The organism is Dyella acidiphila (genome assembly GCF_014863405.1).
Lineage (GTDB): Bacteria > Pseudomonadota > Gammaproteobacteria > Xanthomonadales > Rhodanobacteraceae > Dyella_B > Dyella_B acidiphila.
In genome coordinates, this window is record NZ_JACZZA010000002.1 from 1 (window position 1) to 23,457 (window position 23,457).

Sequence of the window (23,457 nt, forward strand, 5' to 3'; positions counted from 1 at the left end):
GCCCATGCCTTTTCGTCAGCACAGGATGTGCTGTCGAAAAGCCCCTCCCACCCTTCACGCACTTGATGGGCATGGATGCCCATCAAGCGCTCCCTCGGGGTGCCCTTCTCTTTGGTTACTTTCTCTTGGGCACGCAAGAGAAAGTGACTCGGGCCCGAAGGGGCCGAAAGCGCCGCAGGCAATGGCACACATCAAAGCGAGATGCACAACCAGGCGAGCGCATAACTCGAGGCAAGCGCGGGCAACCCCACCCCAGCCCTCCCCTGCCAAGCAGGGGAGGGAGCAGATCAGCGCGATCAGGCCAAAGGAACAAACATTCGTTGGGTTACCCCCCGGATCAAGTCCGGGGTAACCCAACACACGCATTACGCGTTGCCAGCGAGCTTCTTCGCAGCAGCAACCACTTCCGCATCGCCAGGCAACACCAGGAACGCAGCCCCCGCCAGCGGCGTATACGTATCAGCACCCACCACCCGCTCCAACGGCGTCCCACCAAGACCCGCCTCGACAATAGCGGTAATCACGCCCTCGCCCACCCCGGCACTCTTGCGCCCCTCATCCAGCACCAGAATGCGCTTGGCACCCTTCGCCTGCTCCGCAATAAACGCATCATTGAGCGGCGCCAGCCAACGCAAATCCACCACCCGCACCTTCCAGCCCAGCTCCTGCTCGATGGTCTTGCCGGCACGCAGCGCCATCGGCACACCATTGCCGAAGCTGAAAATCACCAGGTCATTGGCGCCCTCGTTGTACACGCGCCCCTCGCCCAGCGTCATCGCTTCGCCCGGAGCCGGATACGCGAACTGCCACTGACCGTCGCCGGCTTCGTAGAGATCCTTGGTCATATACAGCGCGATCGGCTCGAGGAACGCGCAGACGCGGCCGTCGACCTTGGCCAGCGCAGTAAGCGTGCGCAACATGGTCGCCGCATCGTCGCCGCGGCTGGCGCAGCCGACCACCAAGCCAGGAATATCGCGCAACGGTGCAATCGAGTTGTCGTTGTGGAAATGACCGCCGAACCCGCGTTGATAACCCAGCGAAGCCACGCGCATCACCAGCGGATTGCGGTACTGGTCATTGGAGAAGAACTGCAACGAGGCGGCCTCGCCGCGAATCTGGTCGCAGGCGTTGTGGAAATACGCCAGGTACTGAATCTCCGGCAGCGGCAGCATGCCCATGTTGGCGTAGCCCTGCGCCAGGCCGAGGATCATGGTTTCGTCGAGCAGCGTGTTGAATACGCGGTTACCCTTGAACACCTTGAACAGGCCCTTGGTCACCGTATACACGCCGCCCTTCTGCGCGACGTCTTCGCCAAACAGCAGCGTTTCGGGATATTTCGCCATCACCTCGTGCAGTGCCTGGTTGATCTGGATTGCCAGATGACGCGGCGGCTGCTTTTCCGGCAGCTTGCCCTCGCCGCCGAACACGGCCACGCGCCTGTCCTGGTAATCCGCACGCTCGGCTTCGGCCTTTACTTGCTTGGGCGTATACGGCGCCAGCGGCGCCATCACTTCGTCGAGGCGATCGAGCTTGGGGCTGCGGTCGGCTTCGTCGGCAGCGGCGAAGCAGCGTTTGCGGATGTGATCGTTGAGCGCCAGCAATTCATCCTTGCTGTACAGACCGGACTGCAGCGCAATCGCCGCCGAGCGCATCAGCGGATCGGAGGCTTCCACCGTCACCAGCTCTTCGATGCTGCGCCACTCGATTTCGAAATCGGTGCCGGCATGGCCCATGATGCGGGTGGTCTTCAGGTGCAGGAAGGTCGGGCGGCGCGTGCTGCGGCAGTGGTCTACCGCACGCTGCACCTGCGCATAGCCTTCGGCCAGATCCAGGCCATCGGCAAAGAAGTAATCCAGATCAGGGCGATGCTGGAAGTTGTTGGCCACCCAGCCGCTCGGTGTTTTTACCGAGATGCCGATACCGTTGTCTTCGCATACGAACAGCACCGGTGCCGGCAGCTTCTGGTAGGCCGTCCATGCGGCGGCATTGAACGCGGTCTGCGCAGTCGCATGGTTGCTGGACGCATCGCCGAACGAACAGATGGCGATGGAATCTTCGGGAATCGGCAGCTGATGGCCGATGCGGCGCCCCTGCTCGATCGCAATGGCCGTGCCCAGTGCCTTGGGCAAGTGCGAAGCGATGGTGGAGGTTTGCGGCAGCACCCACAACGGCTTGCTACCCCACACCTTGTGGCGGCCGCCGGAAGCGGGATCTTGCTTGCTGGCAGCGAAGGACAGCGCCGAATCCATTACCGGATCCATGCCCGGCAGCTTGCGGAAACGCTCGGCCATAAAGCCGCCGGAACGGTAATGCAGGAAGGCCGGATCGGTATGCCGGGTAAGCCGCGCCACCATTGCATTGCCTTCGTGGCCGGAGCTGCCGATGGTGTAGAACACTTTGTTTTGCACACGCAGCACGCGCGCCATCAGATCCAGGTGGCGCGAGATCAGCTGCGATTCCAGCAGATCGCGAAAGCCGCGAGCATCGAGTGCACTGCCCGGCAGCACGGCCTCGCCGTCGCGCGGCTTGCTGTGCACGTCGCCCTGCCAGAGCTGCACGAACTCGGTGAAGTTCTGATCGACGATCTCGGCGCGGTTGAAGCCCTTGTGGCGGGCGGCGATAGGCGTGGCGGACATGATGGCGATGTTCTCGGTCTGGACGTGCCGTGGCGCGGCACGGAATGGGAAATTATCGATGGGCGTGGCTGACTGCTGCCAGTGTGGCGACCCTGGAGCGGTTCATAGGGCACGCAGCAGGCTGGCGCGCTGCAGGTCTTTGGGGCGGCCGAAGCTTTCCAGTACGCGGATCTGTTCGGCGACAGCAGGAATCGGTACCGCAATGCCGCCGGCGACCGCCTGCACGATCTGGTGCACGCGGACCGGTTGCCAGCCCTGCTCGCCGTGCAGTTGCAGGTCGCCCATCACCTCGACCGGCATGCCGGGAAACAGGAAGCGGGCGAAGTGCGAGCGGAAACGGTCGGCGGCGGCGGGGTGGTAGTGCGGATCCAGCGCGGGTTGCCACAGCGCGATCAGGCGTTCGGCATCGGCGCGGCTGGTCAGCAGGTCCAGATCGGCCACGTCGACGTCGGCACCGGACAAGGCGGCTGCAGCGCTGCCGATTACCACCCAGCCATCGCGGCAATGCTCGCGCAGCTGCGGCATTACCGCCGTCAGCACGTCGAGCAAGGCCTGCGGCAGGTTGCTCACGTGCGCCGTTTCCACTGCTCGCGCGTTTGCGCCCAGATGCCGACGGTGATGTTTTCGTACGGCGGCGGCAGCTGCGCGGGGCCGCGCAGCTGCGAGCCCAGGCGCTTGGCCAAGGCCTGCGATGCGTAGTTGTCGGTATTGATGGAATGGATCACTTCGCTCCAGCCCAGATGGTCGAAAGCCCAGTCGATGGCGGCGACGGAGCCTTCGTAGGCATAGCCCTTGCCCCAGGCGGCGCGCGCCAGGCCCCAACCCACTTCGGTGCCGGGCCAGCCTTCCGGATGCCAGGGGCCGAGGCGGCCGACCCAGCGTCCGCTGGATTTCTCGATCACCGAGAACATCGAAAAGCCCTGGATCATCCATGCGCCGGCGAGCGATAGAAAACCGCGCCATGCCGTCGCGCGCGGTTGCGGGCCGCCGATGAAGTGCGAGGCTTCGTAGTCGCCCATATTGGCGGCGTAGGCATCGAAATCGTCCAGCACCGGCGGACGCAGGATCAGGCGGTCGGTTTCGATGCGGATAGTGTTGATCGACATGCTGGACTCCCGAAATGCTTCCCTTCCTTGCTGGAACGCTTCATTTTCGAGGCCGTCATTCCCGCGAATGCAGGAATCCATGTTGGCCTTGCTCTAGAGCAACGATGGATTTCCGCATTCGCGGGAATGACGACGGCGCGCAGAAATAGCGGCCGTAGGCCGTTTTATCCGTTGCGGCTGCAGGCGCATGCCCGCAGGGCATCAAAACGCATTGATGCCCGTCAGCTCGCGCCCCACCACCAGCTGGTGCACCGTCTCGGTACCTTCATAGGTGATCACCGATTCCAGGTTCAAAGCATGGCGAATCGCCGAATGCTCGACCGTGATGCCGGCGCCGCCGAGGATGTCGCGGCAGTCGCGCGCGATGTCCAGCGCCATGCGCACGTTGTTCCACTTGGCCAGCGATACCTGCGTCGGCTCCATCTTGCCGGCATCCTTCAAACGGCCGAGCTGCAGCGACAGCAACTGGGCAGTGGTGATGCGGCGGGCCATGTCGGCCATCTTCAGCTGGATCGCCTGGTTGGCGGCCAGCGGGCGGCCGAACAGCACGCGCTCCTGCGTGTAGTCCATCACTTCCTTCAGGCAGGCCTGGGCGGCGCCGATCGGGCCCCAGGTGATGCCGTAGCGCGCCTGGTTAAGGCAGCCGAGCGGGCCCTTCAAGCCTTTCACGTTCGGCAGGCGGTTGGCATCGGGCACGCGCACGTTGTCGAAGAACAGCGCAGAAGTGACCGAGGCGCGCAGGCTCATCTTCTTGTGCACTTCCTGTGCGGTGAAGCCCTTGCTGTCGGTGGGCACGATAAAGCCCTGGATACCGTCTTCGGTCTGCGCCCAGACAATCGCGATCTGCGCGATGTTGCCGTTGGTGATCCACATCTTGGCGCCGTTGATGACCCAGTCGCCGCCGTCCTTCTTGGCGTTGGTTTTCATGTTGGCCGGATCGGAGCCGCCGTGCGGTTCGGTCAGGCCGAAGCAGCCGATCACTTCACCCGCCGCCATTTTCGGCAGGTAGTGCATTTTCTGTTCTTCGCTGCCGTAGGCGTAGATCGGATACATGCACAGCGAGCTCTGCACGGACGCGAAGCTGCGCAGGCCCGAATCGCCACGCTCCAGCTCCTGGCAGATCAGGCCGTAGCTGACGCCGTTCATGCCGGCGCAGCCGTATTTTTCGGGAATGGTGGCGCCCAGCAGGCCCAGGTTGGCCACTTCCGGAATCAGTTCCTTGGGAAAACGGCCCTGGTCGAAGCAATCGCCGATGATCGGCAGCACCTTTTCGTCGACGAAGCGGCCCACGGTGTCTTGCACCATGCGTTCTTCGTCGCTGAGCAGGGAGCGGACGTCATACAGGTCGAGCGGATTCAAGCGGGCTGCCATAGAAGTTCCGGAAGCAATCAGGGGAGCCCGTTATTGTAGCCGGGGGCCACGATCCGGGTCATGCCGGGCCGCAGCAGCCGTCAGGCTGGCGCCAGGGCCCGCCATAATCCGCCGACCTATCAGCTAGTTAGCTGCTTTCCGCACGAATCAGGGCGGCGCCCTTTTCCGCCACCATCATGGTGGGCGCATTGAGGTTGCCCGACGTAATGTTGGGGAAGATCGAGGCATCGACCACGCGCAGGCCGCGCACGCCGTGCACTTTCAGAAAGTTATTCACCACCGAATTGCGCGGGTCGCGACCCATCGCGGCCGAACCGCACAGGTGATAGATGGAACCGCTGTTCTGCCGGAAATAGCCAAGCATGTCCCGGTCGTCCTGCACGCTCGGGCCGGGCAAGGTTTCCTCGACGGTGATGGAACGCAAGGCCTCGGTGCTCATCAGACGTCGAATCAGGCGGCTGCCCTGGATCGCTTCGGCAACATCCTTTTCGGTGCTGAGATAGTTCGGATCGATCAACGGCGCATCTTCGGCGTGGGGCGAAGCGATGCGCACGGTGCCGCGACTGCTCGGCCGGCACGGATTGAAGCAGAGCAAAAAGCCCGGATAGGGCTCCGGCTTGATGCTCACTTTGCTGCTTTTGGGAATCTGGTACGACAACGGATTGAAATACAGCTGCAGATTGGGATGCGCCTGGCTGTCGTCGCCGCGGAAGAAGCCGCCCGACTGGTTCACGCTCATCGCCAGCGGGCCGCTGCGCCGGAGCATGTATTGCAGCCCGACCTTCATCTGCCCCAGCCACGAACGCAAGGTACCATTGAGCGTGGGCACGTTGGCCCGGTAGTAGTAGCTCGCGCACAGATGGTCCTGCAGGCCCGCACCCACCGCAGGCAAATGCTGCAGCGTGGGAATGCCGAACTGATCGAGCCATTGCTTGTCGCCGAGGCCGGACAGCTGCAAGACCTTGGGCGTACCCACCGCTCCCGCCGACAAGATCACTTCCTTGTTGACACGGAAATCCTGTTGCTCGCCGCCGCGCCTGACGCGCACCCCGATGGCACGGCCATCCTGATTGAACAGCACGCGTTCGGCCAGCGTGTCGGTTTCGACACGCAGATTGGGACGTTCCAGCACCGGACGCAGATAGGCGCTGCTGCTGGAGCAGCGTTCACCCTTATACGTATTGAGATCGTAGATGCCGGCGCCTTCGAACTGGGCGCCGTTGAAATCCTCGGTCACCGGATAGCCCAGCTCGTCACAGGCGGCCAGAAAGTTGTCGCAGATGGGATGCGTCTTGCCGCGCATCGAGCTGATATGGATCGGACCATAGCCGCCGTGATATTCGCTCTCCCCGTCCGGATGGGTTTCCACCTGGCGAAAATACGGCAGCACGTTTTGCCATGCCCAGCCGTCGTTGCCGCCCATCGACCAGTCGTCGAAATCATGCGGCTGGCCGCGCACGTAGATCATGGCGTTGATCGAACCGGAGCCGCCAAGCACCTTGCCGCGCGGCGCATACAGCTTGCGGTCGTTGAGCCGTGGCTGCGGTTCGGAGTAGTACATGTAGTTATAGCGGGGGTTGTAGTACAGCTTGGCGAAGCCGCCCGGCATCTTGATCCAGCGCGAGTCGTCCTTGCCGCCGGCTTCCAGCAGCAACACTGAATGCCGGCCCGACTCCGTGAGGCGATCGGCCAGGATGCAACCGGCAGAGCCGGCACCAACGATGATGTAATCGAATGTCATGGGAGCGCCGCAAACAAGTTGAAAAGTGATCGGCCGGCAGCGGCCTGTCGCAGGGTGAAAAGGGGACGCGAACGCTCGCGCTCAGCCCCTGGCGGGTGAGTGGTCCTTTACGTCCACGGGATCGGCCGCCATCTGCAGATGCAGCCGCTCGCCGGTGTAGGGGCAGTGCTTGCGCACCACATCCATGTTCAGTTCGACGCCCAGGCCAGGCTCGCGCGATGGAACGATGTAGCCGTCTTCCCATTGCAGCGGCTGCTTGAGCACCTCCGCATGGAAACCGTCCCAGCAACCGATGCTTTCCTGGATCAGGAAATTGGGCGTGCAGGCGGCCAGCTGGAAACTCGCGGCGGCGCCGACCGGCCCGTTGTAGAGATGCGGCGCGATCTGCGCGTAATACGCCTCGGCCAGGCTGGCGATCTTCTTCGCTTCCAGCAGGCCGCCGCAGCGGCCCACATTCATTTGCAGGATCGATGCAGCGCCCGCCTGCAGCAGTTTGAAGAATTCGTACTTGGTGGTGAGGCGTTCGCCGGCGGCGATCGGAATGGTGGTTTTTGCAGCAACCTGCGCCATGGCTTGTTCCTGCCCCGGCGGCACCGGCTCCTCGAACCACAGCGGATCGTATTTTTCCAGCCGTCGGGCCAAACGAATCGCCGACGACGGCACCATCTGCCCGTGCGTGCCGAACAACAGGTCGCAGCGATTGCCGACTGCATCGCGGATCTTGCGGCAGAAGGTTTCGCAGCGTTCGAGCACATCCAGCGAAAGCTGGTGGCCGGAATACGCCGTATAGGGACCGGCGGGATCGAACTTCACCGCGGTAAAGCCCTGCTCCATCGCGCGCACTGCGTATTCGGCAGCCAGGTCCGGATCGCTGTAGTCGTATTCGCCCTTGCGGTTGACCGGATACAAATAGGTATAGGAACGCAGGCGCTCATGCACCTTGCCGCCGAGCAGTTCGTAGACCGGCTTGCCGGCGGCCTTGCCGATGATGTCCCAGCAAGCCATTTCCAGTCCGCTGACCACACCCATCATGGTGAGGTCCGGGCGCTGGGTGAAACCGCTGGAATAGGCCTGGCGGAAGAAACGCTCCACGTGATGCGGATCGTGATCGAGCAAGTAGCGCTCGAACACATCCTCGATCACCGGCACCATCGCCTTGGGGTGAAAGCTGGCGGCGTAGATTTCGCCGACACCCTCGATACCGGTGTCGGTCTTGAGCGTGACGAACAGCCAGTACATGCCGCCGATATGCGGCGGCGGCACCGCAACGACGTGCGTCTGCAGGGAAACGATCTTCATGCCAGGCTCCTTTTGGCAATGCGCCTGCGCAAGGCAAGCGCCGCGACCACGCCCAGCGAGCCCATTACCAGCACATAGCTGAAATAAATTTGATAGCCGGGCATGCCGGGAATGTGCTGGGTGATCCAGCCATTGATCAGCGGCAGCAGTACATCGGGTGAATAACCCACCACGGAAATGATGCCGATGGCCAGGCCGGTGATGCGCTCCGGAATCTGGCACTGATCGAGCACGGCCCAGTAGAGTCCACGGATCGCGTAGGTCATCAAGCCGATAAACACCACCAGCACCACCACCAGCGACACGATGTGCAGCTTCGGCAAGGTGATCAGACCGAGCATGCCGACGCCGGCCAGGGCCAGCGCCCAGGTCAGCACGCGCAGATTGGTGAAGCGATCGCCCAGCCAGCCGCCGCCGATGCCGCCCACCGGTCGCATCCACAGCTTGATGGTGGTGATCACGCCCGCCATGGTGGCGCTCAGCCCCAGGCCACCCTGTTCCAGATACGCCGAGAAACTGTAGGTCGCCCAGAAGAAGTGATAGCCGCAGAACACGATGGCGGTAACCAGCCACAGTTCGGGCAAGCCAGCCAGCTGTTTCAGATCCTGCAGCACGCTACCCTTGATACGCGCCTGCCTGGCTTGCAGCACCCTCGCCGCCGGCTGCGGGTCGCGCAGCAGACCCAGCACGATGCCCAGCGCCAGACAGGTATACGCGTACAGATGGATCACGTGCCGAAAGCCGTCGGCAAGGCCAACACCGCGATCGTGCGTCAGATAGGTGAACAGGCTGATGGCAACCGTGGCCAGCAACGCTTCGACCAGGCCGCGACCGCCGTCCAGTACGCCGAAGAAACGTCCCTGCTCCTGTTTGCTGGCCAGCAGCTTCACGCGCTTGAGCAAGGCCGCCCAGAAGGTAAGCCCGGTCGTGATGCCGAAGCCGCAGAAGATCGCCAGCAATACCTGGAAATCCGGCAAGGTGGCATAGCCCATCGCCAACAACCCAGTGCCCAGCAGCGAGACGCTGATCAGCAGGCGCGGCGCGATGCGATCGGCCAGCCAGCCGCTGGGCAGATAGCTCAGCATGAACGCCGCACCGAGAATGGAATACAGATAGCCGAGCTGCTGATCGTTGATCGCCAGCGCTTCGATCATGCTGGTCTGATAGATCTGCCGCAGGTACAGCACCGGATAAATGGCGCCGGCGGCAAGCACCAGCAGCACCAGTTGCCCGTAGCGATAAAGCTGGCTGCGCTTGTCTGTCCGTGCGTACGGCGCGGGTATGGTCACTTTGGTATCCATGCGCTCAGTACCTCATCACCACGAGGCGCGTCTGGGTGAACTCAAGCATCCCGTGCTTGCCGTCATCGCCACCCAGCCCCGAACGTTTCCAGCCGGCGTGAAAGCCCTGGTACGGATCGGCCGGCGTGCGATTGACATACAGCTCGCCGGCCTCGATGCCATTGGCCACCTTCAGCGCCGTGCGGTAGTGCTCGGTGTAGAGCACGGAAGCCAGGCCGAACTGGTGGTCGTTGGCCATGTGCAGGGCTTCGTCCAGCGAGCCGTAGCGGAGCACCGGCAACACCGGTCCGAAGATTTCCTCCTGCACGATTTCCATTTCCTGGCGGCAATTGCTGAGCAGCGTGGCCGGATAGAAAAAGCCCGGCCCTTCGGGTAGTACCCCGCCGGTTTCGAGTACGGCACCGTCGGCCACGGCGCGCCTGACCTTGGCGTGGATGTCGTCGCGTGCGCGCTCACTCACCAGCGGCCCCATGCAGGCCGGATCCGCGGCGCGGTCGCCGATGCGGATGGCGGCGAACTTTTCGCGCAGCAGCGCCAGCAGGCGCTGGTGCACGCTGTCGTGCACGTATACGCGCTCGATGGCAGTGCAAAGCTGACCGCAGTGCGTCGTCTTGGAGGCGACGATGGCGCTGGCCGCCTGCTCCAGATCCGCATCGGGCTCGACGATCACGGGCGTCTTGCCGCCCAGTTCCAGCGAGGGCTTGGCGATATTCGCCTTGCAATACTCCAGCACGGCGCGGCCGACGCCGAGGCTGCCGGTGAGGGTGATCATGCCGACGCGTGGCTGGGTGCACAGCACTGCCGCCTGCTCGTGCCGCATGGCGAGAACATTCACCACGCCCGGCGGCAGCCCGGCCTGTTCGATGGCCCTGGCGATATCGAAAGCGCACAAGGGCGTGTTGTTGCTGGGACGCACGACCACGGTGTTGCCGGCGATCAGCGCCGGCGCGATCTTGCGCATCAGCGTGTAGACCGGATAGTTGAACGGGATCAGGCAGGCCACCACGCCGATCGGTTCGCGCTGCAGCAGGATCGTTTCGTCCGCGTTGTCGCTGGGAATGACTTCGCCTTCGATGCGGCGCGCCCATTCGGCGTGATAGCGGGTGATTTCCGCCGCATATAGCGCCTCGCTGCTGGCCTCGGTCACGCTCTTGCCGGATTCGGCTGCCAGCGTCGCGCCGATCGTTGCGGCATGTGCCACCAGCGCATCGGCAAGCTTGCGCAGGTACTGCGCGCGTTCGATCGCGGGCAGCCGGCCCCAGTGGCGCTGCGCACGTGCGGCGACGCCGACGGCGGCCTGCACCTGCGCCATGCTGGCCGCATCGACCTGGGCCAGGGTCTGCCCGGTGGCGGGATTGCACACCGCAATCGGTGGTGCGCCGCCCGTATCCACGAACAACCCATCAATGAAATTTCGCTCGCTACGCATGAATACTCCAGCCATTGCCTGGCCAAAAAATGCCAGTCGAAAAATTCAGATCAGAAACGCCCGCTGCAGCGTTTCCCCGCGAAGCGCCCGCAGCGGCCGCGCGAGGTATTCGCACCATCAGAAGTAGTAGCCGACGTTCAAATAGAACTTGCCCCGCCAGCGATCGATTCCGCCCGCGGCAAGGCTCTGCGCATAGCTGCCACCGCCGATATACGGATCGTTGCGTCCGTTCAGCCACTCCAGATAAACGCTGAGGAACTTCACCGAAAACGACGTGCCGAGAATGAAGCGTTGCGAATCGCGGAAGGCCGGATTGGATTTCTCGTACATGCTGTAGGAACTGTAGAAACTCAGATCCTTGATCCAGCCGCCCAGGTAGCTGTCGCCAAAGCGGTAGCTGAGATCACCGGCATAGAAGTTGCCGCGGGTGGCGAGGTTGAAGGTGCCGTCATAGCCGCCGACGCTGATGGTCTGCTCGCCGTCGGGGTTGCGCGGCGCCATCTGCTGGCGCGCGTACTGCAACTTGGTACTCCAGCCGTTCTTGCTGGCGGCGTAATGCACGGCATACGCATTGCGCCGGCCGTAGCGGCGCGTGTCGTAGTTGTAGAGGCCGGAAGTGAGCAGCGACAGCCCTGCTTCGCCCGTCCAGCCGCCAAGGCGGGTCTTGTGCGTGAGGCGGCCGACAAATAGATCCCGCTCCACATTGTGCGTGCCGCCGACAACGCCCGGATCGGCGGGCGTCACTACCACCGAATAGGTGCTGCCGCGGCTGGTGCCATGTCCCGGCCACGCCTGGCGCGCGTAGTAACCGGCCTGGATATTCCAGTCGCCGGCATCCTGGATGTATTTGCCGCCCAGCATGGAAACGTCTTCCATGCCGACCACGTTGCCGAGGGTTTCCCAGAAGGTGCTGCTGTACAGCGGCTGCAAGCCGAACGGCACCTGGTTCAAGCCGAGCTGCAACTGGCGGCGGGAATCGAAGCGGTAGCCGATCCACGCATATTCCATGAAGCGGATGTCGCCAAAATGCGGTACGTACTGGTAGGGATACTCCGCCCCATAGAAGCGGTAGCGCGCCGCACCGATCCAGCTGTCGGACGTGTAGCGCGCGCTGAGCATTACCGTGTCCAGCCCCACCTTATGTACGTCGCGCCGCGATTCATCGTCGACGCGCACGCGGACCGCGCCGCCAAGATCCCAGTGGTCGCCGAACGTCACCGCCAGCGCGGGCGCACTGAAAAGAACCAGGCCGATCCATAAGGAGCCATGGAAAAGCGTCGACCATCGATGTTTGAACAGACTCATCGCGTTCCTTGCATGGACGAATGCACAGAACGCATCGCTCATGGCGACGAATTCGCGGGCACTGGACACGTTGGTGGCACACCCTGTTCTGCAGCAGCGCGGCCCGGATCACACCGAGCCACGGCCTGGTAGAGGGATGTATGTGCATCGCGGTCGAAGCAGTGCGTGACTGCACCGGGTTCGCACGCTGGCATGACGCGGAGGCTACGAAGCGCAGGCCTGAGTCGGATACCAGAAAATTCTTATCCTCTTGCTTTAGCTGGCAAGTGGGTACGATTTCGAATAGTTACTGGCGAGTGGAACGAAGAATGCTGTTCCGCAGCGTGGCATTTGCGGGGAATAACGATGCTGTCGGTCAGTTCGGCAGCGAGGTTCGCCGGTTGATGTCGTCGCTAACATCGGGCCGCCTCGCGGAGAGCGTAGACGGGCGTGTCCGGCCTTGAGGAGCGAGGAGTCCATCGCCAATGCGAAGCACTGATTCCGGCCTAAGTCGGAATGACATCGAACCCAGACCCGGCACCGCCTGCCTGCGGCACTTTTCGGCTAGCCGCCATGCCCTGGCTCCACCCGGCAAAAGCCCGCTCCATAGCCATCCCGCAGCGCTCTCATGACGTTGTCATTCTTCCCCGTCACAGTATGCTGTCGATATTCCCCCGGACGGCCGTCCCGTTGTCGACGCAAGCCGCCCCATTCCCCTTAAAAAACGCACTACTACCGGAATCCGCATGATCAAGGGCGTGCTCCTCGGCTTTGCTTCCTTCGCGGCTTATGCGATCAGCGACGCCTTCGTCAAATCGCTGCACGGCTCCATCCCGCCTTATGAATCGGTGTTCTTTGGCGCACTGTTCGGGCTGTGGGCGCTGCCCTTCATCATGCGCAGGGGAGACAGCTGGAAGGACGTGGTGATCGCACGCAAGCCATCGCTGTGGTGGGTGCGCGCCATTGCCGGCGCCATGGGCAATATCACCTCGGTCATCGCCTTCACCCTGCTGCCGATGGCCGAGGTGTTCACGATGATCTTCCTGATGCCGATCTTCGTGACCATCCTGTCTGTGCTGTTCCTGAAGGAGCATGTGGGCTGGCGCCGCTGGCTGGCGGTGTTCGTCGGCTTTGCCGGCGTGCTGGTGGTGCTGCGTCCCGGCTTCCGTGCCTTGGGCGTAGGCGATATCGCCGGCCTGGTCTGCGGTTTCTTTGCGGCCTGTTCGGTGGTCGCCTTGCGCGTGGCCGGTCCGCACGAAAAACGCATCAGCCTGTATGGCGCCGGCGTGGCCGGCCCGCTGATTGTCGGCGGCCTGCTGATGATTCCGCATTTTGCATGGCCGAACTGGCATCAATGGGAATTGCTGGCCGGCTACGGCCTGCTTGCGGCACTCGCCGGCGTACTGCTGATGTATGCCACCTTGATCGCCCCGGCCAATCGCGTCGCGCCCACGCAATACAGCCAGATGCTGTGGGCGATCGGCTTCGGCTATTGGCTGTTCGGCGACACGCTGGACTGGCCGATGCTGATCGGCATCGTGCTGATTCTCGGCGCGGGCCTGTTCACCCTGGTGCGCGAGGAGAAGGTGACGCGCTGGTGGAAGCGGGCCAAGATGGTGTGATGTGACAGATCGTTGACGGCGCGCGCGGAAAACTCAGCGATACTGGCAGGAACAGCCATATAACAGCTTCATTTGCAATATGCCTATTCGCAGTGCAGGCATGGCGCCGAAGCTACCAGAATCAGTGGTTGCCCGATTGAAAATCCGTGTGCATGCGCCAGCGAATGTGGTGCTAAGGATGCACGGGAATAATCGGGATTGTGTCAACCACATGGACCATCGGACGTTTCACACGACGTTGACCGTCGTGCTGACGGCCCGTCGACCGCTTGCAGCGGCATGGTTACAACTGAAAGCGCTCCTGCCCCCTGCTGGAGCGGACATCTGGAGATGGTTATGAGTGCCGACACCCAGCGAGCAGCCGGCCACTTTCGCAAGAAGCGCGGCACTTGGATCGCCGTTGTGATTGTGGTGGCGGTCATCCTGCTGATTGCCTTCCATCTGATTTTCGGTGCCAAGCCTGCGCGCAATGGCAATCCGCCGCAGGTGGTCAGCGCGTCCAACGCGCAACTGGGCAGCATGCCGGTGATCCTGAACGAATTGGGCACGGTCACGCCGATGGCCACCGTCACGGTGCTTCCGCAGCTCAGCGGCTATCTCACCGACGTGGGCTACCAGGAAGGCCAGGATGTGAAGAAGGGCCAGTTCCTGGCCCAGATCGATCCGCGCCAATACCAGATCAACAAGCAGCAGGCGCAGGCGCAGCTGGCCAAGGACCAGGCCAGCCTGGGCCAGGCCCGTGCCGACCTGGCACGCTACGAGCAGCTGCATCAGCAGAAGTCGATCGCCGAGCAGACCTATATCGACCAGACCTTCCTGGTCCAGCAGGACGAAGCGGCGGTGAAGGCCGATCAGGCCGCGATCGCCCAGGACGATCTGGATCTGGCGTATTGCCATATCACCGCACCGGTGGATGGCCGCATCGGCCTGCGCCTGGTCGACCCGGGCAACTACGTCACCGCGTCCAGCTCGCCCGGCATCGCCGTGATCACCTCGATGAAGCCGACCACGGTGGAATTCACCGTGCCGCAGAATTCGCTCGCCCAGGTGCTGCAGCGCTCCAACTCAGGCGCCAAGCTGGCGGTGACGCTGTACAGCAGCGACAACAGCAAGCAGCTGGCCACCGGCACGCTGTATGCGATCAGCAACCAGATGGCGACCAGCACCGGCACGGTCACGCTGCGCGCCACCTTCCCCAATGACGACGAGTCGCTGTATCCGAACGAATTCGTCAATGTGCGCCTGCTGGTGGATACGCTGCAGCAGGCGGTGCTGGTGCCGACGCCCGCCGTGCAGAGCGGCGCGCCCGGCGACTACGTCTATCTGGTCAACAGCGACGACACCGTCTCGGTGCACAAGGTCAGCATCGGTCCCAGCGACGGCAAGAGCACGGTGATCCTGGCGGGCCTGTCGGCCGGCCAGACCGTGGTCACCGATGGCATGGACCGCTTGAACGACGGCGCCAAGATCAAGATTGCGCAGGCCAAGGGTGCCGCACAGGGCGACGAGCCGGCCACGTCATCGTCTGCGCCAGCGGCGACGCATCACGGCGGCAAGCGGAAGCAGTCATCCGACTCCGCCTCCTCGGCTTCGTAAGCGGCAGGCGCGCGCTCCGATGAATATTTCCCGCCTGTTCGTACTCAGGCCGGTAGCCACATCGCTGCTGATGATCGCCCTTGTGTTGGTGGGCCTGGTCGCGATGCGCTTTCTGCCGGTGTCCTCGCTGCCCGACGTCGATTACCCGACGATCCAGGTGCAGACCTTCTATCCGGGCGCCAGCCCCTCGGTGATGGCTACCACCGTCACCGCGCCGCTGGAAGTGCAGCTGGGCGAAATCCCCGGCCTGCAGCAGATGACCTCGAGCAGCTCGGCTGGCGCCTCGGTCATCACCCTGCAGTTCAATCTCGCGCTCAATCTGGATGTGGCCGAGCAGAACGTGCAGGAGGCGATCAACGCCGCCAACAGCCTGCTGCCCAGCGGCCTGCCCGCGCCGCCCACGTATGCGAAGGTGAATCCGGCCGACCAGCCGATCATGACGCTGGCGGTAACTTCCAACTCGATGTCGCTGCCGCAGCTGCAGGACATCGCCAACAACCGCCTCGGCACCAAGATTTCCGAAGTGCCCGGCGTGGGTCTGGTGACCCCGGCCGGCGGCAATGTGCCGGCAGTGCGGGTGGAAGCCGATCCGCAGAAGCTGGCCGCCTATGGCCTGAACATCGACGACCTGCGCTCGCTGATTTCCAACGTCAACGTCAGCCAGCCCAAGGGCAACTTCGACGGGCCCAAGCTCGACTACACCATCAACGGCAACGACCAGATCCAGGATCCGACCGATTACCTCAACACGGTCGTCTCCTATCAGAACGGCGCGCCGGTGTTTCTGCGCGACGTCGCGCGTGTCACCCAGGCCGCACAGAACACCGAGCAAGGCGCCTGGTACAACAAGACGCCGGCGATCGTGTTGAACGTGCAGCGCCAGCCGGGCGCGAACGTGATTGCCACCGTCGACCAGATCAAGGCCGAGTTGCCGCAGCTGGAATCGACCCTGCCCGCCGGCATGAAGGTGCAGGTGGTGTCGGACAGCACCGGCGTGATCCGCTCCTCGGTGTCGGACGCGGCGTTCGAGCTGGTGCTGGCGGTGGTGCTGGTGGTGCTGGTGATCTTCGTGTTCCTGCGCAACCTGCCGGCCACCATCATCCCCAGCATTTCCGTGCCGGTGTCGCTGATCGGCACGCTGGCGGTGATGTACCAGCTCAATTACTCGATCGACAATCTCTCGCTGATGGCGCTGATCATCGCCACCGGCTTCGTGGTGGACGACTCGATCGTGATGATCGAGAACATCGTGCGCTACCTGGAAGAAGGCGAGACGCCGCTGAATGCCGCGCTGATCGGCGCCGGCCAGATCGGCTTCACCATTCTGTCGCTGACCGTGTCGCTGATTGCCGTGCTGATCCCGCTGCTGTTCATGGGCGGCGTGATCGGTCGCCTGTTCAGCGAATTCGCGGTGACCCTGGCGGTGACCATCGTGTTGTCCGGCGTGGTCTCGCTGACCCTGGTGCCGATGCTGTGCGCGCGCATTCTGCGCGCCGAATCGGAGCGTCATCCCAGTCGCTTCGAGCGCATCAGCGAAGGCCTGTTCGACAAGACCCTGGCCGCCTATGAGCGCGGCCTGCGCGTGGTGATGAAGCACCAGCGCGCCACCCTGGTGGTGTTCGTGATCACCATGGCGATCACCGTGCTGCTGTACGTGCTGATTCCCAAGGGCCTGTTCCCGGTGCAGGACGTGGGCGTGATCCAGGGCATCAGCATTGCCGACAACTCGGTGTCCTACAGCACCATGGTCGACCGGCAGGCGCAGCTGGCCGAGGCGATCCTCAAAGACAAGAATGTAGTCAATCTCACCTCCTACGTGGGCATCGACGGCACCAACACCACGCTCAACAACGGCCGCTTCCTGATCAACCTGCAGCCGCGCGACGACCGCTCGGAAACCGCCGAGGAAATCGCCCGCCGCATTCAAGATGAAGTGGCGAATATTCCCGGCATCAAGCTGTATCTGCAGCCGGAGCAGGACCTCACGCTGGATACCACCGTCTCGCCCAACCAGTACCAGTTCGTGCTGCGTGGCCCGAGCCAGCAGGAATTCGACAAATACGTGCCGGCGCTGATCGACAAGATGAAGCAGATCAAGTCGATCCGCGATGTCACCAGCGACTTGAACAACGATGGCCTGAGCGTCAACGTGGAAGTGAACCGCCAGCTGGCGGCACGCTTCGGCATTACTGCGGCCACCATCGACAATGCGCTGTACGACGCACTCGGCCAGCGCATCGTGTCGACCATCTTCGATCAGTCCAGCCAGTACCGCGTGATCCTGGTGGCCAAGCCGGAAAAACTGCCGACGCTGCAGTCGCTGGGCGAGCTGTACTTGCCCAGCCAGACCAGCAGCAGCGGCCAGGTGCCGCTGAGCGCGATCGCCAAGATCCAGGTGACCAAGTCGCCGCTGGTGATCAGCCACCTGGCGCAGTTCCCGGCGGTGACGGTGTCGTTCAACCTGGCCCAGGATGCGTCGCTGAGCAAGGCGGTGGAAGAAGTCAACCAGGCCGAAAAAGCGGTGAAGATGCCGCCGTCGATCACCTCCTCCTTCCAGGGCGCCGCGCAGGCATTCCAGGATTCGCTGTCCAGCGAGGTGTATCTGCTGATTGCCGCACTGGTGGCGGTGTATATCGTGCTGGGCGTGCTGTACGAGAGCTTCATCCACCCGGTAACGATTCTCTCCACCCTGCCTTCGGCCGGTATCGGCGCGCTGGTGGCGCTGATGGTGGCCGGTTCCGATCTGGATGTGATCGGCATCATCGGCATCGTGCTGCTGATCGGCATCGTGAAGAAGAACGCGATCATGATCGTGGACTTTGCGCTCGAAGCCGAACGCGATCACGGCAAGCCGCCCGCGAAGGCGATCTTCGAAGCCTCGCTGCTGCGTTTCCGCCCGATTCTGATGACTACGCTGGCGGCGATGCTCGGCGCGCTGCCGATGCTGCTCGGCACCGGCACCGGGTCGGAACTGCGCCGGCCGCTGGGCCTGGCGATCATCGGCGGCCTTACCTTGAGCCAAGTGCTGACGCTGTTCACCACGCCGGTGATCTATCTGTTCTTCGATCGGCTGGCGCAGCGCTTCCAGCGCAAGCCGTCGCTGGCGGCTGGAGATAGCGCGCCATGATGTTTGCAGCGCAGCGCGGTCTGCGCCCGCTCCCTTGCGGAGAGAGGGCTGGGGTGAGGGGCCAGCCTCGCGCAGATGCGTATTCAGCGCGTGGCTTTCATCGAGATCACCGCGAGCGTGCTCCCCTCACCTCAACCCTCTCTCCGCAGGGGAGAGGGAACGGATCGCGCGAGTGTGGTGATCGCGCATGAATATCTCGTCGCTGTTTATTCGCCGACCGGTAGCAACCACGCTGCTGGCATTCGCCATCCTGCTCTCGGGCCTGCTGGCGTATTTCCACCTGCCGGTCGCACCGCTGCCCAACGTCACCTATCCGGTGGTGGTGGTGCAGGCCAGCATGGCCGGCGCCAGTCCGGACATCATGGCGTCCACCGTGGCCGAGCCGCTGGAAAAACGCCTCGGCGCGATCTCCGGCGTCACCGAACTCACCTCGACCAGCACGGTCGGTTCTGCGCGTATCGTTATCCAGTTTGCGCTGAACCGCGATATCAACGGCGCCGCGCGCGACGTGCAGGCCGCCATGCAGGCGGCACGCGCCGACCTGCCTACCACCTTGCGCAACAACCCCACCTATCGCGAGTACAACCCGGCCGATTCGCCGATCATGGTGTTGGCGCTGACCTCCAAGACGCTGACCCGTGCGCAGTTGTACGACTCCGCCGACTCGGTGATCCAGCAGCAGCTCTCGCAAGTCGATGGCGTAGGCCAGATCACCCTGGGCGGCAGTGCCCTGCCCTCGGTACGCGTGGAGCTGGAGCCGAACAAGCTCAACAGCTATGGCATCGGCCTGGAAGACGTACGCGCGGCGATCGGCGCGGCCAATGCCGACAGCGCCAAGGGTCATATCGACCAGGACGGCCAGCGCTACGAAGTCACCTCCAATGACCAGATCAGCAAGGCCGCGCCGTACCGCGACCTGCTGATCGCCTATCGCAAAGGCTCGCCGGTGCTGTTGCGCGATGTGGCCGATGTGCAGGACTCGGCGGAAAACCTCCGCAACATGGGCTTGTACAACGGTCAGCCGGCGGTGCTGGTGATCGTGTATCCGCTACCGGGCGGCAATATCGTCAACACCGTGGCGCAGATCCGCAGCGTGCTGCCGTCGATCGAGGCGACGCTGCCGCGCAATGTGCATATCGGCATTGCGCTGGACCGTTCGCAGTCGGTGAACGCGGCGGTGGGCGATACCGAACGCTCGCTGTTTATCGCCGTGTTGCTGGTGATCGGCGTGGTCTATGTGTTTCTGCAGTCGCCGCGCGCGATCCTGATTCCGATGGTGGCGTTGCCGCTGTCGATCGTGGGCACCTTCGGACCGATGTATCTGCTGGGCTACAGCCTGGACAACCTGTCGCTGATGGCGCTGACCATCGGCACCGGCTTCGTGGTCGACGATGCGGTGGTGGTGCTGGAAAACATCGTGCGGCATGTCGAGTCGGGCATGGACGTGCGCGAGGCGGCGCTCAAGGGCAGCGGCGAAGTGGGCTTTACCGTGATCTCGATGAGCATTTCGCTGATCGCGGTATTCACGCCGATCCTGCTGATGCCGGGCATCATTGGCTTGCTGTTCCACGAGTTTGCGGTGACCTTGTCGATTGCGATCCTGCTGTCGCTGCTGATCTCGCTGACAGTTACCCCGACCATGGCCGCCTACTTGCTGCGTTCCGGCGCGGATATGCATTCGAAGGCGCGCTGGGCGGTGTGGTACGAAAAGCAGTTCACCCGCTTCAAGAATGCCTATTCGCGCTCGCTCAGCGCGGTGCTCGACAACGCGCTGATGATCGGCCTGATGCTGATCGGCCTGATCGTGCTGAATATATTCATGGTGCGGCTGTTGCCGTCCACGTTCTTCCCGGAGCAGGACAACGGCATCCTGATCGGGCAGATCCTGGCCGACCAGAGCATTTCCTTCCAGGCGATGGAAGAGAAGCTGGCGCAGCTGCAATCGATTGTGCAGAAAGATCCCGCGGTGGCCTCGGTGGCCGGCTTTACCGGCGGCCGTGCGCTCAATTCCGCCAACATCTTCGTGGAACTGAAGCCGCTGGCCGAACGCAAGCTCTCGGCCGACGAAGTGGTGGAACGCCTGCGTCCCAAGCTCAATGCGGTGTCCGGCGCCAAGCTGTACCTGCAAGCTGCACAGGATCTGCATATCGGCGGACGCCAGTCCGCCGCCGAATACCAGTACACGCTGACCAGCGACGACCCCAGCGCCATGTATACCTGGGTGCCGAAGCTGGTGACCGAGCTGGGCAAGTATCGCGACCAGCTGCAGGATGTGAACTCCGACTTGCAGCAGAACGGCCTGCAGACCTTCGTCAATTTCGACCGCACCGCCATGGCGCGCTACGGCTTCGCACCCAACCAGATCGACTCGGTGCTGTACGACGCCTTCGGCCAGCGCACGGTGTCCACCGTCTACAACCAGCTCAACCAGTACTTCGTGGTGATGGAAGTGGCGCCGCAGTACTGGCAGTACCCGGAGACGCTGAACAACGTGTTCTTCAGTACCGCTGCGGGCAATCCCACCGGCACCCAGCAGACGCAGGCGCCGGGCAGCACGGTGTCGGGCATCACGGCCTATTCGGCGGTCACCGCATCGAGCAGCGGCGAAGCCGGCACCAATTCGCTCAATGCGAACGCCCAGGCCAACCAGCTGACCAATGCCATCTCCAACTCCAGGGGCGGTACCTCCAGCGGCAGCGCAGACAGCACCTCGGCGGAAACGCTGGTGCCGTTCCCGGCCATGCTCAGCTACACCAACAACCACACCGCAACCCAGGTCAACCACCAGGACGGCCTGGTCGCCATCACCATTTCGTTCAACCTGCCGCCGGGCGGTTCGCTGAGCAAGGCGATTACGGCGATCAACCAGGCCATGCGCGACATGGGCATGCCGGCCTCGATCCACGGCGCCACCGCCGGTGCTGCGCAGGTGTATTCGCAATCGATGTCGAGCATGCCGCTGCTGATCCTGGCCGCGTTGACGGCGGTGTATATCGTGCTGGGCGTGCTGTACGAAAACACGGTGCATCCGATCACCATTCTGTCCACCCTGCCCTCCGCCGGCATCGGCGCGACGCTGGCGCTGCTGATCTTCGGCACGCCGTTCTCGGTGATCGCGATGATCGGCATCATTCTGCTGATCGGTATCGTGAAGAAGAACGCGATCATGATGATCGACGTGGCCATCCACCTGCAGCGCGATGAAGGCTACGAGCCGACCAAGGCCATCCACGACGCGGCGGTGATGCGTCTGCGCCCGATCATGATGACCACCGCCGCGGCGGTGCTCGGCGCGGTACCGCTGGCGGTGGGTATCGGCCAGGGTGCATCGCTGCGCCAGCCATTGGGCATTACGGTGATGGGCGGCCTGATCCTCAGCCAGGTCTTTACCCTGTACACGACCCCGGTGATCTACCTTTTCCTCGACCGTCTGCGCGCCCGCCTGGCCAGATGGTCCGCCACCCTGCCGTGGAACAGATCGAACGCGAGCGCATGACTATGAAGATCCCACATACCGCATTGGCCGTATCGCTGGCATTGCTGCTGGGCGGCTGCATGGTCGGTCCCGACTATCACCGTCCGCAAGCGCCGGTGGCCGCGCAATACAAGGAACTGCCCGGCTGGACCCAGGCCGCGCCGTCGGATGCAACGCCCAAGGGCGACTGGTGGAGCGGCTTCAACGATCCGCTGCTCGACCAGCTGGAGCCGCAGGTATCGGTCTCCAACCAGACCGTGCGCCAGGCCTATGCCAACTACCAGGAAGCCCTGGCCGAAGTAACGGTGGCGCGCGCGTCGCTGTTTCCCACTATTGGCGTGACCGGCTCGGGTAGCAAATCGCGCACGAGCAGCGGCTCGTCCAGCCTCAATTCGAACTTCCACCCGATCAGCACTTCCGGTTCGGTCGAAGGCAATATCAGCTGGGCACCGGATCTGTGGGGCAAGGTCCGCCGCACCATCGAAGAAAACAAGGCCACCGCCGAGGCCAGCCAGGCCACGCTGGCCAATGCCACGCTATCCGAACAGACCGCACTGGCGACTGCGGTGATCGAGTTGCGCGTCACTGACGCCAATATCGACCTGCTGCAGAAAACCGTCGATGCCTATACCGAGTTCCTGCGCGTGGTCAGCAACCAGGGCACCGCCGGCACCACCGCACCATCGGATGTGATCAGCGCGCGCACACAGCTGGAAAACGCCAAATCCAGCCTGATCGCGCTGGGCGTGGCACGTGCCCAATACGTGCATGCGATCGCCGTGCTGGTCGGCAAAAATCCGGAAGAGCTCGATATCGCACACAACGGCACCCTGCCCGTGCTGCCGGATGTGCCGGTGGGCGTGCCGTCGACCTTGCTGGAGCGGCGCCCGGATATCGCCGTGGCCGAACGCCAGATGGCCGCGCAGAACGCGGCAGTCGGCGTGGCGATTGCCGCGTACTACCCGAGTGTCTCGCTGTCGGCCGCGGATGGCTTCTCGCAATCGCCGCTGGCCGGCCTGCTGCATCTGGCCAATCACGTGTGGTCGGTGGGTGCCGATGTAGATGAAACCGTGTTCGATTTCGGCGCGCGCCATGGCGAAGTCACTGCCGCCAAGTCGGCGTACGAAGCGTCCGTGGCCAATTATCGCGGCACCGTGCTTACGGCATTCCAGAATGTCGAGGACGACCTTTCCGGCCTGCGCATCCTGTCCCAGCAAGCCGAGGTACTGGATGGCGCGGTGAAAGATGCCACCCAGGGCGCACAGATCGCGGTCAACGAATACCAGGCCGGCACGGTGGATTACACCACCGCCGCCACCGCGCAGGTCACCCAGCTGAGCACCGAACAAACCGCGCTCGGCGTCAGGCAGCAGCGCCTGCTCGACACCGTCTCGCTGATCGGCGATCTGGGCGGCGGCTGGTCGGCCGACCAGCTCGGCGATGCCAAGCACGCCAGCAAGGCGCGCTGAA

At 63.3% G+C, this 23,457-nt stretch carries 14 protein-coding genes; 5 read left to right on the forward strand and 9 right to left on the reverse strand.

All coding sequences use genetic code 11. The features are described 5' to 3' along the window. Positions 1–365: 365 nt before the first annotated feature. The 9 genes from IGX34_RS04580 to IGX34_RS04620 all read right to left on the reverse strand — a co-directional run bounded on the left by IGX34_RS04580 (position 366) and on the right by IGX34_RS04620 (position 12,188). Entirely contained in the window at positions 366–2,636 is a 2,271-nt protein-coding gene (locus IGX34_RS04580; RefSeq protein WP_192554524.1) for a thiamine pyrophosphate-dependent enzyme, read from the reverse strand. A 102-nt stretch (positions 2,637–2,738) separates the two neighbouring features. Next, positions 2,739–3,206, reverse strand: coding sequence for a nucleotidyltransferase family protein (locus IGX34_RS04585; RefSeq protein WP_192554525.1), 468 nt, complete (start codon positions 3,204–3,206; stop codon positions 2,739–2,741). Further along, on the reverse strand, positions 3,203–3,742 hold the full coding sequence (locus IGX34_RS04590; protein WP_192554526.1) for a GNAT family N-acetyltransferase: 540 nt from the start codon (positions 3,740–3,742) through the stop codon (positions 3,203–3,205). Before IGX34_RS04590 ends, IGX34_RS04585 begins: the two co-directional genes overlap by 4 nt. Positions 3,743–3,943: 201 nt before the next feature. Further along, positions 3,944–5,113: an acyl-CoA dehydrogenase family protein gene (locus IGX34_RS04595; protein ID WP_192554527.1), complete on the reverse strand. Its 1,170-nt coding sequence runs from the start codon at positions 5,111–5,113 to the stop codon at positions 3,944–3,946. Between the two features lie 127 nt (positions 5,114–5,240). Then, on the reverse strand, positions 5,241–6,854 hold the full coding sequence (locus IGX34_RS04600) for a GMC family oxidoreductase (RefSeq protein WP_192554528.1): 1,614 nt from the start codon (positions 6,852–6,854) through the stop codon (positions 5,241–5,243). Between the two features lie 81 nt (positions 6,855–6,935). Continuing rightward, the gene (locus IGX34_RS04605) at positions 6,936–8,153 is read right to left on the reverse strand and encodes a mandelate racemase/muconate lactonizing enzyme family protein (RefSeq protein ID WP_192554529.1); all 1,218 of its coding nucleotides are present in this window, start codon (positions 8,151–8,153) and stop codon (positions 6,936–6,938) included. Next, a complete protein-coding gene (locus IGX34_RS04610) occupies positions 8,150–9,454 on the reverse strand; it encodes an MFS transporter (protein WP_192554530.1) in 1,305 nt (434 codons plus the stop codon). The genes IGX34_RS04605 and IGX34_RS04610 overlap by 4 nt, the downstream gene beginning before the upstream one ends. A gap of 4 nt (positions 9,455–9,458) precedes the next feature. Continuing rightward, positions 9,459–10,883 carry an aldehyde dehydrogenase gene (gene aldA / locus IGX34_RS04615; RefSeq protein ID WP_192554531.1) on the reverse strand — a complete coding sequence of 475 codons (1,425 nt, stop codon included), beginning with the start codon at positions 10,881–10,883 and terminating at the stop codon, positions 9,459–9,461. 117 nt (positions 10,884–11,000) lie between these two features. Then, complete coding sequence (locus tag IGX34_RS04620) at positions 11,001–12,188, reverse strand: hypothetical protein (protein ID WP_225737234.1); 1,188 nt, start codon at positions 12,186–12,188, stop codon at positions 11,001–11,003. A 725-nt stretch (positions 12,189–12,913) separates the two neighbouring features. Between IGX34_RS04620 and IGX34_RS04625 the strand changes: the two genes are divergently transcribed. The 5 genes from IGX34_RS04625 to IGX34_RS04645 all read left to right on the forward strand — a co-directional run bounded on the left by IGX34_RS04625 (position 12,914) and on the right by IGX34_RS04645 (position 23,456). Beyond that, the gene (locus IGX34_RS04625) at positions 12,914–13,789 is read left to right on the forward strand and encodes a DMT family transporter (protein WP_192554532.1); all 876 of its coding nucleotides are present in this window, start codon (positions 12,914–12,916) and stop codon (positions 13,787–13,789) included. A 336-nt stretch (positions 13,790–14,125) separates the two neighbouring features. After that, a complete protein-coding gene (locus tag IGX34_RS04630; RefSeq protein WP_192554533.1) occupies positions 14,126–15,385 on the forward strand; it encodes an efflux RND transporter periplasmic adaptor subunit in 1,260 nt (419 codons plus the stop codon). A gap of 19 nt (positions 15,386–15,404) precedes the next feature. Next, on the forward strand, positions 15,405–18,512 hold the full coding sequence (locus IGX34_RS04635; protein WP_192554534.1) for an efflux RND transporter permease subunit: 3,108 nt from the start codon (positions 15,405–15,407) through the stop codon (positions 18,510–18,512). Positions 18,513–18,699: 187 nt separating this feature from the next. After that, positions 18,700–22,008 carry an efflux RND transporter permease subunit gene (locus IGX34_RS04640; protein WP_192554535.1) on the forward strand — a complete coding sequence of 1,103 codons (3,309 nt, stop codon included), beginning with the start codon at positions 18,700–18,702 and terminating at the stop codon, positions 22,006–22,008. Then, positions 22,005–23,456, forward strand: a complete 1,452-nt coding sequence (locus IGX34_RS04645) for an efflux transporter outer membrane subunit (protein ID WP_225737235.1) — start codon at positions 22,005–22,007, stop codon at positions 23,454–23,456. The genes IGX34_RS04640 and IGX34_RS04645 overlap by 4 nt, the downstream gene beginning before the upstream one ends. Position 23,457: the final 1 nt, after the last annotated feature.

Bases quoted from the DNA above. Each gene is read 5' to 3' on its own strand.
- IGX34_RS04580 (WP_192554524.1), bottom strand. From the start codon at position 2,636: ATGTCCGCCACGCCTATCGCCGCCCGCCACAAGGGCTTCAACCGCGCC.
- IGX34_RS04590 (WP_192554526.1), bottom strand. From the start codon at position 3,742: ATGTCGATCAACACTATCCGCATCGAAACCGACCGCCTGATCCTGCGT.
- IGX34_RS04595 (WP_192554527.1), bottom strand. From the start codon at position 5,113: ATGGCAGCCCGCTTGAATCCGCTCGACCTGTATGACGTCCGCTCCCTG.
- IGX34_RS04600 (WP_192554528.1), bottom strand. From the start codon at position 6,854: ATGACATTCGATTACATCATCGTTGGTGCCGGCTCTGCCGGTTGCATC.
- IGX34_RS04605 (WP_192554529.1), bottom strand. From the start codon at position 8,153: ATGAAGATCGTTTCCCTGCAGACGCACGTCGTTGCGGTGCCGCCGCCG.
- IGX34_RS04610 (WP_192554530.1), bottom strand. From the start codon at position 9,454: ATGGATACCAAAGTGACCATACCCGCGCCGTACGCACGGACAGACAAG.
- aldA (WP_192554531.1), bottom strand. From the start codon at position 10,883: ATGCGTAGCGAGCGAAATTTCATTGATGGGTTGTTCGTGGATACGGGC.
- IGX34_RS04620 (WP_225737234.1), bottom strand. From the start codon at position 12,188: ATGAGTCTGTTCAAACATCGATGGTCGACGCTTTTCCATGGCTCCTTA.
- IGX34_RS04625 (WP_192554532.1), top strand. From the start codon at position 12,914: ATGATCAAGGGCGTGCTCCTCGGCTTTGCTTCCTTCGCGGCTTATGCG.
- IGX34_RS04630 (WP_192554533.1), top strand. From the start codon at position 14,126: ATGAGTGCCGACACCCAGCGAGCAGCCGGCCACTTTCGCAAGAAGCGC.
- IGX34_RS04635 (WP_192554534.1), top strand. From the start codon at position 15,405: ATGAATATTTCCCGCCTGTTCGTACTCAGGCCGGTAGCCACATCGCTG.
- IGX34_RS04640 (WP_192554535.1), top strand. From the start codon at position 18,700: ATGAATATCTCGTCGCTGTTTATTCGCCGACCGGTAGCAACCACGCTG.
- IGX34_RS04645 (WP_225737235.1), top strand. From the start codon at position 22,005: ATGACTATGAAGATCCCACATACCGCATTGGCCGTATCGCTGGCATTG.